Here is a 14,075-nt window from a genome sequence, read left to right on the forward strand (position 1 = left end):
GACCGACACTCTAGCCTCCACGATTGAAGCGCTTCAAAGGCGTGGCGAACGACTTCGAGGAGGAAGTGATGAACACTCAGGGACAGCGGCGCCGAGCGCTGCTCACGGCGTCGGCGGTGTCGACGATGCTGCTGGTGGCCGCGTGCTCGTCCGGCGGCGGCGGTGGCGGTGGCGAGGGCGGCGGCAGCGCGAGCGGCGAGCTCGAGTACCTCTCCCTGGCGGAGAACACGGCGGTCAAGGACACCCTGACCGCGCTGAGCGAGGACCAGTGCGCCGCGCCCGAGGAGAGCGCCCCGCTCTCCGTGACGACGCAACCGCAGGCGAGCTTCGACCAGCAGCTGCAGCTCCTCGCGGGCCAGGACGCGCTGCCCTCGCTGTTCGCGACCGGCAACTCGCCCCAGGTGATCAAGGACATCCACGAGGCCGACCAGCTCGTCGACATCGACGCCGAGCTCGAGGAGCTGGGCAAGTCTGACGCCATCATCCCGGCGGCCCGCTCCACGATCGAGGCGCTCTACGACGGCGAGGTCTACGTGCTCCCGTCCGAGTTCAACGTCGAGGGCATCTGGTACAACAAGGCGCTCTTCGAGGAGAACGGGATCAGCATCCCGACGACGTTCGACGAGCTCGTCACTGCGGCGGAGCAGCTCGCGGCGGCGGGGGTCACGCCGATGTCCGCCGCCGGCAAGGACGGCTGGCCGCTCACGCGCCTGATCGGCAACTACATCTACCGCTCCGTCGGCCCCGACGCGCTGCAGAAGGTCGCCGACGGCGAGGCGAAGCTCACGGACCCGGAGTACGTGGAGGGCGCCGCGAAGATCGCCGAGCTCGGCGAGGCGGGAGCGTTCGGTCCGTCCGTCGGCTCGATCGACTACACGACCGCGATGAACGAGTTCCTCACGGGCAAGGCCGGCATGTACTACATGGGCTCCTGGGCGCTCGCCAACTTCAACGACTCCGCCCAGAACCAGCTCGGCGAGGACGGCATCGGCTTCGTCCCGTTCCCGGACGTCGAGGGCGGGGCAGGAGACTCCACCCAGCTCGCGGCCAACATCGGCGTCCCGCTCGCGATGTCCCAGAGCGCGTTCGACGACGGCGCGAAGGAGTGGCTCGGCTGCATCGCGGACAGCTTCGGCACGCAGTCGCTCGCGGAGCAGGGCGTCATCACGGGCTTCGCGGCCGACGACGCCCTCGACGTCGCGCCCCTCACCGGCACCGTCCAGGACCAGATCGCGGCCGCCGACACCACGGTCCTGTGGTTCGAGGCCCTGTTCAACCCCAAGGCGACCACGACGGCGACGGCCAACGCGCAGCTCCTCGTCACAGGGCAGATGAGCCCCGAGGACTTCATGGCCGACGTCCAGGCCGACCTCGGCTGACCTGAGCCGGCCGACCAGCCCTGACCGGCTGACCTTCCCCGCGGGGCGTGCGCCGGACGCCGGCCACGCCCCGCGGACCCATCAGCACGCGGGTCCCGAGGTGGACCCCTCACGACGGAGAGACACTCCATGCGTCACGTACTCGGTGATCGGCGCGCGATCGCCCTGCTCCTGGGGCCCGCCCTCGCCCTCTACACCCTGATCCTGCTCGTCCCGGTCGTGTGGTCGCTCGGCTACACGTTCTTCGAGGGCAACGCGATCAGCGGTTTCACGTTCGTGGGCGCGGACAACTTCACCCGCCTGGCCACCGACCCCGCCGTCCGCGACGCGCTGTGGTTCACGGTCCGGTTCGCGCTCGTCCTGACCGTCGTGCAGGTCGCCGTCGGGTACCTGCTCTCGCTGCTGTACGTCTTCGTCCTGCGGCGGTCGTCCGGGGTCGTGCGCACGCTCGTGTTCTTCCCTGTCGTGCTGCCGACGGTCGCGGTGGCCCTGATGTTCCAGCAGCTCTTCGAGTCGGCGCCGCGCACGGGCCCCGTCAACGCGTTCCTCGAAGCTGTCGGCATCGGCGCCGTCGACTGGTTCGCGAGCGGCTCGAGCGCGTTCTGGGTGATCATCCTCATGGAGGCCTGGCGCTCGATGGGGTTCTACGCCGTGCTGCTCTACGCCGGCCTCGTCGACATCCCCGAGGAGACGCTCGAGTCCGCGCGCCTCGACGGCGCGTCGGGCGCACGCCTCGTGCGGCACATCGTGCTCCCGCTCTCCCTGCCCGTGCTGCTCTCGTCCGTGATCTTCTCGATCAACGGCACGCTCAAGGTCTTCGACTCCGTGCTCGCGCTGACGAACGGCGGGCCAGGCAGCCAGACGACGCCGCTGACGCTGTACATGTACCAGACCTCGTTCAGCTACGGCGAGTACGGGTACGGCAGCTCCCTCGCGCTGCTGCTGACGATGCTGTGCCTCGTCGTGACCCTCTTCATCTTCCGCTCGAGCCGCCGCGACCTGACGAAGGCCTGAACCATGACCACCACCCTCGCTCCCACCACCGCCCCGTCCACGCCGACGCGTGCGCCGCGGCGCCGTCGCCCCGCACGACGCGTCTGGCACTCGGTCTGGACCGGCCTGGTCACCGCCCTCGTGCTCGTGATCGTCGTCTACCCGCTGGTGTGGCTCGTCCTCGGCTCGCTCAAGTCCCAGCCGGAGTTCCTCGACAACCCGACGTTCGCCCTGCCGGAGAACTGGGCGAACTTCGACAACTACGTCACGGCGGTCACGGACGGCAACCTCGGGACGTACGCCCGCAACAGCGTGCTCGCCGTGGTGCCCTCGCTGTTCCTGACGATCCTGCTCGGCGTCGCCGCCGGGTTCGCGCTCGAGGTCATGGTGTGGAAGGGGCGTTCGACGACGCTGCTGCTGTTCCTCGCCGGGATCATGATCCCGGGCCAGATGATCCTGCTGCCGCTGTTCACCATCTACTTCGAGATCGGACTCACCGGCTCGCTCTGGCCGCTCATCATCACCTACACCACGATCGGGCTGCCCCTCACGGTGTTCATGATGGCGACGTTCTTCCGCAGCGTGCCGCGTGAGATCTTCGAGGCCGCCACGCTCGACGGCGCGAACGTACTGCGGATGTTCTTCTCGGTCGGCCTGCCGCTCGTACGGAACGCGATCTTCACCGTGGCGCTCGTGCAGTTCTTCTTCATCTGGAACGACCTCCTCATCGCCCTCACCTTCACCAACCGCGACGAGCTGCGCACGATCCAGGTCGGCCTGCTGAACTTCCGCGGCCAGTTCGGCCAGGTGGACTACGGGCCGACGTTCGCCGCGATCTGCCTCAACGTGTTCGGCACGCTGGCGATCTACCTCTTCCTCAACCAGCGGGTCATGAAGGGCCTCACCGCCGGCTCGGTGAAGGGCTGATGGGCGCCGCCGTCGTCGACCTCCGCGCAGAGCACCGCACGGACGGGCTGGGAATGGACGAGCGCACCCCCCGTCTGAGCTGGCGCCTCGAGGGTGGGGACCCGGGCCTCGTGCAGCGCGCGTACGAGATCTCGGTCGACCGGGACACGCAGGACCCGTCCACCGTGCGCGCAGCATCCCCGGACGTCTCGCTCGTGCCGTGGCCCGGCGTCCCGCTCGCGCCCCGGGAACGCGCGTCCGTGCGCGTCCGGGCGACGCTGAGCGACGACAGCACCACGGCGTGGTCCGAGCCGCTGGTCGTCGAGGCCGGTCTCGACGCGGAGGACTGGGTCGAGGACTTCGTGTCGCCCTCCCTCGCGGCGCCGACGTCCGGGCCCCGGCCCGGATGGGTGCTGCGCGCCACCTTCAGCGTCCCGACGTCCGCCGTCCGGGTGCGTGCCTACGTCACCGCGCACGGTGTCTACGACCTCGAGGTCAACGGGACCTCCGCGTCGGACGCGGTGCTCGCTCCGGGCTGGAGCAGCTACGGCCACCGGTTGCGGTACCAGACCCTCGACCTCGGTCCCACGGTGACGCCGGGCGAGAACGTGCTCGGCGTCTGGCTCGCCGACGGCTGGTACCGCGGGCGGATCGGCTTCAACGGCGGCCTCTGGGACGTCTACGGCACCGATGTCGCCGCGCTCGTCCAGGTCGAGGCGCGGTTCGCCGACGGCACCGTCGCACGGCTCCCGCTGCGCTGGCGTACCGCCCCGGCGCCGGTCACGGCGTCCGGGCTCTACGAGGGCGAGACCTACGACGCGCGGCTCGAGCAGCCGGGCTGGTCCCGGCCGGGCTTCGACGACGCGTGCTGGGAGCGTCCCTCCGTCCTGCCGCGTCGCTCCTTCTCGCACGTGCTCGAGTCGTCCCCCGGTCCCGCGGTCCGGGTCGTCGAGGCCCTCGCACCGGTGTCGATCGAGCACCGTCCCGACGGTCGCGTGCGCCTCGACCTCGGCCAGAACGTCTCGGGCACGATCCGGTTCACGGCGTCCGCCCCGGCGGGCCACGTCCTGAGGCTCCACCACGCGGAGGTCCTCGAGGACGGCGAGCTGTCCGTGCGTCCGCTGCGCTCCGCGACGTCGGTCGACGAGTACGTGTTCGCGGGTCGCGGGCCCGAGACCTGGACGCCCCGGTTCACCGTCCACGGGTTCCGCTACGTCGAGCTCGAGGGCTGGCCTCCGGGGGAGGACCTCGGGACCGTCGAGGCGCTCGTCGTGCACTCGGCGATGCGCCGCACCGGCTGGTTCCGCTCGTCGCACGACCTCCTCGACCGCTTCCACGAGAACGTCGTCTGGAGCATGCGCGACAACTTCGTGGACCTCCCGACCGACTGCCCGCAGCGCGACGAGCGGCTCGGGTGGACGGGCGACATCCAGGTGTTCGCCCCCGCCGCGTCCTTCCTGCACGACAGCACCGGCGTGCTGCTGAGCTGGCTGCGCGACGTGAAGGCCGAGCAGCGCGACCAGGGCACGATGCGCAACTTCCACCCGTGGCTCGAGTGCGGCTTCCCGGCGGAGCCGTCCGCCGCGTGGGGCGACGCCGCGGTCGTCGTCCCGTGGACCCTGTACGAGCGCACCGGCGACGTGCACGTCCTGCGCGACCACGTCGAGAGCATGGCCGCGTGGGTCGACCAGGTCGACCGTGCCACCGCGGGCACCGGGCTGTGGGACACCGGGTTCCAGCTCGGGGACTGGCTTGACCCTGCGGCGCCCCCGGACAACCCGGCGGAGTCGCGGACCGACCCGCACCTCGTGGCGACCGCCTATCACGCTCGCAGCGCCGCGCTCCTCGCGCGGACCTGGGACGTCCTGGGCGACGCCGAGAGGGGGCAGGCGGCCGCAGCCGTCGCCGCGCGCGCCCGTAGCGCGTTCCGGGACACGTTCGTCTCGCCGGCGGGACGCGTCGTCAGCGACACCGTGACGGCGCTGTCCGTGGCGATCTGCTTCGACCTCCTGGACGACGAGGCGCAGGTCCGCGTCGCCGGGGAGCGCCTGGTCGAGCTGGTCCGCGAGAGCGACCACCTCATCAGCACCGGCTTCGTCGGAACACCGCTCGTCTGCGACGCGCTGACGCGGGTCGGCGCCGTCGACACGGCCTATCACCTGCTCCTGCAGACGCGCTGCCCGTCGTGGCTGTACCCCGTGACGATGGGCGCGACGACCGTGTGGGAGCGCTGGGACAGCATGCTCCCGGACGGGAGCGTCAACCCGGGGGAGATGACCTCGTTCAACCACTACGCGCTGGGTGCGGTCGTCGACTTCATGCACCGCGTGGTCGCCGGTCTCGCGCCCGCGGCGCCGGGCTACCGGGAGATCGACGTCGCGCCCCGGCCGGGCGGCGGCCTCACCCACGCCTCCGCCTCGCACCTGTCCCCGCAGGGCCTGATCCGGGTGGAGTGGTGTCGTGAGGGCGACCGCTTCGAGCTGGACGTCGAGGTCCCGCCGGGCGCCCGCGCGACCGTGCACCTGCCCGACGGCAGCGCACCGGTCGAGGCCGGTCCCGGCACGACGCACCTCACGTGCTCCTGGCGTGCGGCGTCGGACGACCCCCCGATGCCGCGTCGCTGGAACATCCACGACCCCGAAGACCGCGCCCTCATGGAGCAAGGAGCTGCCTGACATGACGATCTCCACGCGTCGAGAGGGACCCGAGGACGCCGCCGGGCTGCTGTTCGGTGCGGACATGGCCACCACCCGGTCGTCCGACGACGTCCCGCGGCTCGTGCTGTCCGACGGGCCGAGCGGGCTCGCGATGAACCTGCCGGGATTCGCGGGCAAGGTGCCGGCGACCAGCTTCCCGGCCCCCGTGGCGCTCGCCGCGACGTGGGACGTCGGGCTCGTCGAGCAGGTCGGCGCGGCGATCGGCGCGGAGGCACGCGCGGCGGGGGCCGACGTGCTGCTCGGCCCGTCGGTCAACATCAAGCGCTCACCGCTCGGGGGGAGGAACTTCGAGTACTACTCCGAGGACCCCCACCTGGCCGGCCGGGCGGGTGCGGCCTTCGTACGGGGGGTGCAGAGCGAGGGTGTCGGCGCCTGCGTCAAGCACTTCGCGGTCAACAGCCAGGAGACCGACCGGATGCGCGTGAGCGCGGAGGTCGACGAGCGCGCCCTCCGCGAGATCTACCTCCCGGCGTTCGAGCACGTCGTCCGGGAGAGCCGCCCCGCGATGGTCATGGCGTCGTACAACCGGGTCAACGGCGTGCACGCCGCTCAGGACCCCTGGCTCCTGTCCCGGGTCCTGCGCGAGGAGTGGGGGTTCGACGGCGCGGTCGTCTCCGACTGGGGCGCGGTCGACGACCCGGTCGCGGCCGTCGCCGCGGGGCTCGACCTCCAGATGCCGGGGCCGGCCGACGCCGCGCGCGACGCCGTGCTCGACGCGGTGACCGACGGGCGGCTCGACGCACACAGCGTGCTCGACGCCGCGGGCCGCCTGGGATCGGTCGCGCGGCGGTGGGCCGGTCGGCCCGCACGACCGGTGGACCGGGTCGCGCACGAGGCGCTGGCGCGCCGCGTCGCCGAGTCGTCGGTCGTGCTGCTGCGCAACGAGGGCGGCACGCTGCCGCTCCGGGGCGACGGGACGCTGCTCGTCGTCGGCGAGCTCGCCCGCGCTCCGCACCGCGAGGGCGGCGGTAGCGCGCACGTCGGGACCGACGCCCCCGAGGCGTCCGGCGACACGCCGCTCGACGCGCTGCGCGTCGCGTGGGACGGCGAGGTGCGGTTCGAGCCCGGGTCTCCGGCGGTCCGTCGGCAGGCGCAGGCGGCCGACGCCGTGGTCGTCGTCGTGGGGCCGCGCGCCGGGAGCGACTCCGAGGGGTACGACCGCGACACGATCGACCTCCCGGCCGAGCAGGTGCGGCTGATCGACGCGGTGGCTGCCTCCGGCACGCCGACCGTCGTCGTGATCAACGCCGGAGGGGTCGTCCGCACGACCCCGTGGGACCGGTCCGTGGGCGCCGTCGTGCACATGTGGCTCCCCGGCGGGGCGGGCGGCCGCGCGGTCGTCGACGTCCTGACGGGCGCCGTCAACCCGTCGGGCAGGCTGCCGGAGACGTTCCCGCTCGCGCTGCACGACACCCCGACATGGCCCGGGTTCCCCGCGACCGGCGGCAGGGCCTTCCACGCGGAGGGCACGCTCGTCGGCTACCGCTGGTACGACCGCGCCGAGAAGGACGTCGCGTACCCCTTCGGGCACGGCCTGAGCTACACCACGTTCGCGTACTCGGGCCTGGAGGTCGCCGCGGAGGACGACGAGCGCGTCGGCCTGCGTTTCACGCTCTCGAACACCGGCGACCGCGCGGGCGCCGAGGTCTGGCAGGCGTACGTGGGACGGGAGGGGGCGGACCGGACGGAAGCGGTCCGGCGGCTGGTGGGGTTCGGCCGGGTGCACCTCGCGGCCGGCGCCTCCGTCGAGGTCGACCTGACCGTGGACCGGCGAGGCTTCGCGACGTGGGACCAGGCCGCCGGGGGCTGGACCGTGACGGCCGGCGACCACGCGGTCGAGGTGGGGGCGTCGTCGCGCGACCTGCGGGCACGCGTCGTCGTGCCTCGTGCCGCGCACGGTCCGCGCGCCCGCCCGACGCTCCGGTCGACGCTCCGCGAGTGGGTCGAGGACGACGTCCTCGGCCCGCGGCTCCTCTCCGCCGCCGCCGCCGCAGACCCCTCCGGGGCGACGACCGGGTTCCTCACGAACCCGGTGGTCCGGGTCATGATCGGCGACCTGCCGATCGCGAGGCTGGTGCCGGACCCCACGAACGCCCTGAGCACCGAGCTCCTCGACGGGCTCCTCGCCTCGGCGGAGTAGGTTGCCCGCATGACCCCGCCGAGTCGCGCCCTCGTCCTCGCCGGTCGCGGGCGGTACGAGGACCCGTGGCACGACCACGCCGCGACGTCGCACGTCGTGGCGGGACTGCTCGGCGAGCAGGGGGTCGAGGCGCACGTGCGCTCCACGTTCCCGGACGCGTTCGGGGACCTCGGGTCGTTCGACCTCGTCGTCGTCAACGCGGGTCGGGGTCGGACCGACCCGGGCTTCGACGGCGACGACGCCGCGTGGGCGCCGGCGCACGAGGCGGTGCGGGCGTACGCGGCCACGGGCGGCGCGCTGCTCGGCCTGCACCAGGCGGCGAACACGTTCGCCGACAGCCCGCACTGGGCGGGACTCCTCGGCGGGCGCTGGGTGCCCGGGACGTCCTGGCACCCGCCGCAGGACGTCGCGACGTTCACCCCGGCGGGCGACCACCCCGTCGTCGACGGCCTCGATCCGGTCGTGGCCGACGACGAGCGCTACCGCGACCTCGTCGTCGAGCCGTCGTCGCAAGTCCTGCTCACGGCGCGGCACGACGGGACGGACCAGCCCGTCGTCTGGGTGAGCGCCGGTGCCCGGGCCGTCTACGACGCGCTCGGTCACGGCGTGGAGTCGTACGCGTCGCCGTCGCGCCGCGAGCTCCTGCGACGCGAGGTGGACTGGCTCCTGGGTCGCTGAGACCGCTCAGCGACCGGGCCCTCGAGCGTCGGGACCGCTCAGCGCGCCCAGGGGACGCCGAGCTCCGTGAACGTCCGAGCGCTCCGGGCCGCGTCCTCGCACCAGCGCGCGACGTCGGAGACCACGGGGTGGCGGTCGTCGCCCTCGCCGAGCCAGGTGACGCCGTCGTCGGGGATCGCGCGCGGCGCGGGCGCCGTGCGCACGGCCTCGAGCACCCGCATGAACGCGCCGGTGTCGCGGACGTCGCACGCGAGGCGCCGCTCCGGGTCCTCGCGCGCGGCGAGCAGGTCCTCGAGCAGGTTCGTGCGCCCGTAGGTCTTCTCGACCTGCAGCCGCGGCGTGCGCAGCGTGACACGGTCGTGCTCGTACTCGAGCGTGATCTCCCCGTCCGTGCCGAGCACGAGGACCCGCGCGGGCGTCCGCTCCTGCGCGCACAGGGTGAGCCCCGCGCCGAAACGTCTGCCGTCCGCCGTCACGACGCGCAGCGACGACGTGTCGTCGGACTCGATGGCGTTGGCGCGGTACAGGTCGACGACGACGTGCGCCACGTCCGCGGACGTCCTCGCCCCGCCGACGCGCAGCATCGTCGCGACCGCGTGCGCGAGCGGGTTCGTCACGACGCCGTCGACGACGTCGCGCCCGTCCAGGCGACGTCGGCCCGCCCAGGCCGCGCGACCCCAGTAGCCCGCCGTGCGCACCCAGGTGCCGACGGCGCCGTACCCGACGACCTCGCCGATCTCCCCGTCCCCGACGAGCTCGGTCACGGCGTCGATCGCGTGCGACCCGAACGACTGGAAGCCGACCTGGCACAGGCGCCCCGTCCGCTCCGCCGTCTCGACGATCGCGGCGTGCTCCGCGAGCGACGCCGCGGTCGGCTTCTCGAGCAGGACGTCCAGCCCGGCCTCCATCGCGACGCGGGCGAGGGGGAGGTGCGTGTGGATCGGGGTGCACAGGATCACGACCTCGGGCCGGACCTCCGGCTCGGACGCCGAGAGCAGGTCGCCGAGCGTCGGGAACCAGGGCGCGGTGGAGTCCTCGGGGCGGCGCGGGTCGACGACCGCGCTGAGGCGCACGAGGCCCCGCTCGGCCAGGGCCGCGACGGCGCGCAGGTGGGAGCCGCCGTGACCGTGGATGCCGACGACCGCGACCGGCGTCCCGCCGATCATCGGACGCGCCCTGCGAACGAGGCCGCCTCGTCGAGGTCGAGCGCCCGGTCCACGAGGACCGCGCGCACCCCGGTCTCGAACGTCCCGCCGGCGGGGACGGTCCGCGGCGTCTCCCAGGCGAGGGCGGGCCCCGTGCCCGGGTACTCCGCCGCGCGGACGAACCAGGGCAGCGGCTCGCCGGGCTGGACGAGGACGAGGGTCGTCCGGCGCTCTCCGTGCTCCTGGACGTACGCCACCCACGGGGACGTGCTCCCGTGCGCGAGCTCCTCGCCGGCGCCTGCGGCACTGAGGACCTCGGTGCGCGCGGCGATCGGCAGGCGCCAGAACAGCCCGCCGTAGCCGGCCCCCGGCCGCCCGTTGGTGGCGGGCGACCCGATGACGAGCGCCCCGCGCTCGGCGCGCAGCGTCGAGCTCCAGTCGAGCACCCAGGCGTCCGTGTCGAGCAGCCAGGCGTCGAGCCGGCGGTCCTCCTCGAGCTGGGGCACGCCGTGCTCGTCGTGCCAGCGGACGCGGTCGTGCAGGAGGTGGGGCTCGACAGGGTCGACGATGAGGGCGCGGCTCAGCTGGCGACCGTGGTTCGGCAGGAGCGTCGGACCGACGTCGGTGACGAACGTGCGCCCGCCCCAGTAGGACGTGCCGTTGACGTCGGGGACGGCGACCGAGACGCCGTAGTGGTGGCGGTGGTCGACGGGGCCCGAGTCGGTGAGCGGCACGCCCGCGAGCGTGTGGACCGGGTGCAGGAAGCTGCGCGGTGCGTGCACCTGCGGCAGCCGGTCGCCCTGCTGGTAGCGCGCGAGACGCAGGTCCCCGTAGCGGAGCCCGACGGCGTCGCCGTCCGTCTCCCAGCGCACGACGTCGCCGGGCGCGGGTGCTGCGAGGCCGCTGGTCTCGGGTGCCCTGGGCTCCGTCCGGGCGGCCTGCGACCGCACGACGCCGCGAGGCGCGGGGCCGGTGCTCGCCCGGACCTCGAGAGAGGGGTCGAAGCGCGTCGCGTGCGAGGCGCCCTGGTTCGCGTCGATCAAGGCCGACAGCTCCTTCCACGCGTGCCGGCCGAGCTCGGCCTGGGGGACCGCGACGGTGGTCAGTGACGGGGTGGCGTACCGCGCGAGGTCGATGTCGTCGAACCCTGCGACGGAGAGGTCGGCCGGGACCGCGACACCGGCCTCGTTGAGGCCTGCGAGCAGACCGAAGGCGACGAGGTCGTTGAACGCGATGACGGCCGTCGGGCGGGCGGCGAGCACCTCGTCGACGGCGGCGTGCCCCGCGGCGATGTCGGAGCCGCCGAGGAGCTCGACGACCTCGACGTCGGGGCGGCGGTCGAGCACGCGGCGCAGCCCTTCGCGGCGCTGCGCGTCCGACGTGCTGCCCGCCGGGCCCGCGAGGTAGACGACGCGGCGGTGGTCGAGGCTCACGAGGTGCTCGAGCACCTGCTCGGCGGCGTGGGCGTAGTCGACGACGAGCGCGGGGACGTCCGCGCCGGCGAGCGAGCGGTTGACCAGGACGACGGGCGTGACCTGGGGGACGAGGTCGGCGAGCAGGGCGTCGGGCATGCGGGGCGAGACGAGGACGAGCGCGTCGCACCGCAGCCGTGCCTCGAGGGCGATCGCGGCCTCCTCGCTCGGGTCCTCCGCGCTGTCCGCGACGAGCACGCGGTAGCCCGACGGCGCTGCCGCCGTGGTCACGCCGCGCAGGATCTGCTGGAAGACCGGGTTGCCGAGGTCCGGCACGACGAGCGCGATCGTGTGGGTGCGTCCGATCGAGAGGCTGCGCGCGACGTTGCTCGGGCGGTAGCTCAGCTCGGTGGCGACACGGCGCACACGCTCGGTGATCTCGGGGTCGACGGTCGACCGGCCGTTCATGACCCTCGACACCGTCGCGCGCGAGACGCCAGCCGCCGTCGCCACGTCGGCGATGGTGGTCTGGTCTCGGCGTGTGCTCACGCTCGCCATCGTTCTCCCTCAGGTCGTCGGGCGCGCGTCCTCGGCGCCCCCCGCGTCGTCGCGGGCACGCACTCCCGGCCTCGGACCGGTCGCGATGGCATGACGGTACACCATGGGAAACCGGTTGCTCATGTGGTACGGTCCTCGACGTGCAACCGGTTTCCCACTGACGGGGCTCCGGCAGGGCCGACGAAGATCCGGAGGTGTCCCAATGGCGGGAACGCATCGGCATCGACGCTGTGGCGTCGAGCTGCGCGAGGAGGTGTGGCATGGCTGTCGTCGATGAGCTGCGACGTGTCCGTACGTCGAGCAGGACGCCGCGCGGGACGGCGAGGCGAAAGTCTGCGGCCCACCGCCACGACGGCAGGGCCGCCGCGATCTTCCTCGCCCCGTGGTTCGTCGGGCTGATCGTCATCACCGCGGGCCCGATGGTCGCCTCGGGGTACCTGTCCTTCACGGACTACAGCCTCCTCGAGGCTCCGCAGTGGATCGGGCTCGAGAACTACACGCGGATGTTCGAGGACCCGCGTCTGCTCAACTCGCTCGAGGTGACGTTCCGGTACGTCTTCGTGTCGGTCCCGCTCCAGCTCGCCGCGGCCCTCGGGCTCGCGCTCCTGCTGGACAAGGGTCTGCGCGGCCTGGCGTTCTACCGCTCGGTCTTCTACCTGCCGTCGCTCCTCGGCGGCAGCGTCGCCGTCGCCCTGCTGTGGCGCCAGGTCTTCGGTGCCGACGGCCTGGTCAACCAGTTCCTCGCGATCTTCGGCATCGAGGGGCAGGGCTGGGTCTCGCACCCCGACTACGCCCTCGACACCCTGATCGTCCTCAACGTGTGGACCTTCGGGGCGCCGATGGTGATCTTCCTCGCCGGCCTGCGGCAGATCCCCCAGATGTACTACGAGGCCGCGTCGATCGACGGTGCGAGCAAGTTCCGGCAGTTCCGCTCCATCACGGTGCCGCTGCTCACCCCGATCATCTTCTTCAACCTCGTGCTCCAGGTCATCAACGCGTTCCAGACCTTCACGCAGGCCAACATCATCAGCGGCGGCACCGGTGGTCCCGCGGACTCGACGATGGTCTACACGCTGTACCTCTACCAGAAGGGCTTCAGCTCCCTGGACATGGGGTACGCCTCCGCCATGGCGTGGCTCCTGCTCGCCATCGTGGCCGGGATGACCGCCGTGAACTTCTTCGCCTCCAAGTACTGGGTCTTCTACAATGACTGAGGTCTCCGTGCGCGACGACGCGCCCCCCACCAAGCCCACGCTCACCGAGGTCGCGGCCGACTTCCCGGCCCCTCTTCGCCGGCCCGTCCGCTGGCGCGGACGTGTCCGCACGGTGCTCAAGCACACCGCCCTGATCCTCTTCGGGCTGACGATGCTGTACCCGCTGCTCTGGATGCTCGCGAGCTCGTTCAAGCCGAACGACCTGATCTTCCGCGAGCCCGGCCTGATCCCCAGCGAGTTCACCCTGGAGAACTACACGGCCGGCTGGACGGCGCTGCTCCACCCGTTCAACCACTACCTGTTCAACAGCGCGATGATCGTCCTCGGCTCGCTGCTGGGGAACCTGGTCTCCTGCTCGATGGCGGCCTACGCGTTCGCCCGGCTGAAGTTCCGCGGCCGGAACCTGTGGTTCGCGATCATGCTCATGTCGATCATGCTGCCGATCCACGTGATCATCGTCCCGCAGTACATCCTGTTCTCCGAGCTCGAGTGGATCAACACGTTCCTGCCGCTGATCGTGCCGAAGCTCCTCGCGACCGACGCGTTCTTCATCTTCCTCATGGTCCAGTTCTTCCGCGGCATCCCCACGGAGCTGGACGAGGCCGCGCGGATCGACGGGTGCGGCCACGGCCGCATCTACCTGCGGATCATGCTGCCGCTGTCGGTGCCGGCGCTCGCGACCACCGCGATCTTCACGTTCATCTGGACCTGGAACGACTTCTTCAGCCAGCTCGTTTTCCTCACGCGCCCGGAGATGTACACCGTGCCGGTCGCACTGCGGACGTTCATCGACTCCACCGGCGAGAGCTCCTGGGGCCCGCTGTTCGCGATGTCGATCGTCTCGCTCCTGCCCCTGTTCCTGCTCTTCCTGTTCGGCCAGAAGTACCTCGTGAAGGGCATCGCCACCACTGGCCTCAAGTAGTCCGTCGCAGC

10 protein-coding genes are annotated in these 14,075 nt (G+C 72.3%); 8 read left to right on the forward strand and 2 right to left on the reverse strand.

The window, feature by feature from the left end:
• The first annotated feature begins 68 nt into the window (after positions 1–68).
• The 6 genes from V5D56_RS08295 to V5D56_RS08320 all read left to right on the forward strand — a co-directional run bounded on the left by V5D56_RS08295 (position 69) and on the right by V5D56_RS08320 (position 8,813).
• Entirely contained in the window at positions 69–1,379 is a 1,311-nt protein-coding gene (locus V5D56_RS08295) for an ABC transporter substrate-binding protein (RefSeq protein ID WP_435738568.1), read from the forward strand.
• Between the two features lie 129 nt (positions 1,380–1,508).
• The gene (locus V5D56_RS08300) at positions 1,509–2,393 is read left to right on the forward strand and encodes a carbohydrate ABC transporter permease (RefSeq protein ID WP_435738569.1); all 885 of its coding nucleotides are present in this window, start codon (positions 1,509–1,511) and stop codon (positions 2,391–2,393) included.
• Positions 2,394–2,396: 3 nt separating this feature from the next.
• Positions 2,397–3,299, forward strand: coding sequence for a carbohydrate ABC transporter permease (locus tag V5D56_RS08305; protein ID WP_435738570.1), 903 nt, complete (start codon positions 2,397–2,399; stop codon positions 3,297–3,299).
• The gene (locus V5D56_RS08310; RefSeq protein WP_435738571.1) at positions 3,299–5,953 is read left to right on the forward strand and encodes a family 78 glycoside hydrolase catalytic domain; all 2,655 of its coding nucleotides are present in this window, start codon (positions 3,299–3,301) and stop codon (positions 5,951–5,953) included. Before V5D56_RS08305 ends, V5D56_RS08310 begins: the two co-directional genes overlap by 1 nt.
• A 1-nt stretch (position 5,954) precedes the next feature.
• Positions 5,955–8,135 (forward strand): glycoside hydrolase family 3 C-terminal domain-containing protein, encoded by a 2,181-nt coding sequence (locus V5D56_RS08315; RefSeq protein WP_435738572.1) that lies wholly within the window; start codon positions 5,955–5,957, stop codon positions 8,133–8,135.
• A gap of 9 nt (positions 8,136–8,144) precedes the next feature.
• Positions 8,145–8,813, forward strand: a complete 669-nt coding sequence (locus V5D56_RS08320) for a ThuA domain-containing protein (RefSeq protein WP_435738573.1) — start codon at positions 8,145–8,147, stop codon at positions 8,811–8,813.
• 38 nt (positions 8,814–8,851) lie between these two features.
• Here V5D56_RS08320 and V5D56_RS08325 read toward each other — a convergent pair whose 3' ends face one another.
• The gene (locus V5D56_RS08325) at positions 8,852–9,979 is read right to left on the reverse strand and encodes a Gfo/Idh/MocA family protein (RefSeq protein ID WP_435738574.1); all 1,128 of its coding nucleotides are present in this window, start codon (positions 9,977–9,979) and stop codon (positions 8,852–8,854) included.
• Complete coding sequence (locus V5D56_RS08330) at positions 9,976–11,928, reverse strand: DUF6807 family protein (protein ID WP_435738575.1); 1,953 nt, start codon at positions 11,926–11,928, stop codon at positions 9,976–9,978. The genes V5D56_RS08325 and V5D56_RS08330 overlap by 4 nt, the downstream gene beginning before the upstream one ends.
• Positions 11,929–12,188: 260 nt before the next feature.
• Between V5D56_RS08330 and V5D56_RS08335 the strand changes: the two genes are divergently transcribed.
• Positions 12,189–13,142, forward strand: a complete 954-nt coding sequence (locus tag V5D56_RS08335; RefSeq protein ID WP_435738576.1) for a carbohydrate ABC transporter permease — start codon at positions 12,189–12,191, stop codon at positions 13,140–13,142.
• Positions 13,135–14,064, forward strand: a complete 930-nt coding sequence (locus tag V5D56_RS08340) for a carbohydrate ABC transporter permease (protein ID WP_435738577.1) — start codon at positions 13,135–13,137, stop codon at positions 14,062–14,064. The genes V5D56_RS08335 and V5D56_RS08340 overlap by 8 nt, the downstream gene beginning before the upstream one ends.
• Positions 14,065–14,075: the final 11 nt, after the last annotated feature.

Source organism: Cellulosimicrobium sp. PMB13, assembly GCF_051294865.1.
Classification (GTDB): domain Bacteria; phylum Actinomycetota; class Actinomycetes; order Actinomycetales; family Cellulomonadaceae; genus Cellulosimicrobium.

What these genes read in the sequence shown, in the direction of transcription:
- V5D56_RS08295 (WP_435738568.1), top strand. Translation starts at nt 69, where the DNA reads ATGAACACTCAGGGACAGCGGCGCCGAGCGCTGCTCACGGCGTCGGCG.
- V5D56_RS08300 (WP_435738569.1), top strand. Translation starts at nt 1,509, where the DNA reads ATGCGTCACGTACTCGGTGATCGGCGCGCGATCGCCCTGCTCCTGGGG.
- V5D56_RS08305 (WP_435738570.1), top strand. Translation starts at nt 2,397, where the DNA reads ATGACCACCACCCTCGCTCCCACCACCGCCCCGTCCACGCCGACGCGT.
- V5D56_RS08310 (WP_435738571.1), top strand. Translation starts at nt 3,299, where the DNA reads ATGGGCGCCGCCGTCGTCGACCTCCGCGCAGAGCACCGCACGGACGGG.
- V5D56_RS08315 (WP_435738572.1), top strand. Translation starts at nt 5,955, where the DNA reads ATGACGATCTCCACGCGTCGAGAGGGACCCGAGGACGCCGCCGGGCTG.
- V5D56_RS08320 (WP_435738573.1), top strand. Translation starts at nt 8,145, where the DNA reads ATGACCCCGCCGAGTCGCGCCCTCGTCCTCGCCGGTCGCGGGCGGTAC.
- V5D56_RS08325 (WP_435738574.1), bottom strand. Translation starts at nt 9,979, where the DNA reads ATGATCGGCGGGACGCCGGTCGCGGTCGTCGGCATCCACGGTCACGGC.
- V5D56_RS08330 (WP_435738575.1), bottom strand. Translation starts at nt 11,928, where the DNA reads ATGGCGAGCGTGAGCACACGCCGAGACCAGACCACCATCGCCGACGTG.
- V5D56_RS08335 (WP_435738576.1), top strand. Translation starts at nt 12,189, where the DNA reads ATGGCTGTCGTCGATGAGCTGCGACGTGTCCGTACGTCGAGCAGGACG.
- V5D56_RS08340 (WP_435738577.1), top strand. Translation starts at nt 13,135, where the DNA reads ATGACTGAGGTCTCCGTGCGCGACGACGCGCCCCCCACCAAGCCCACG.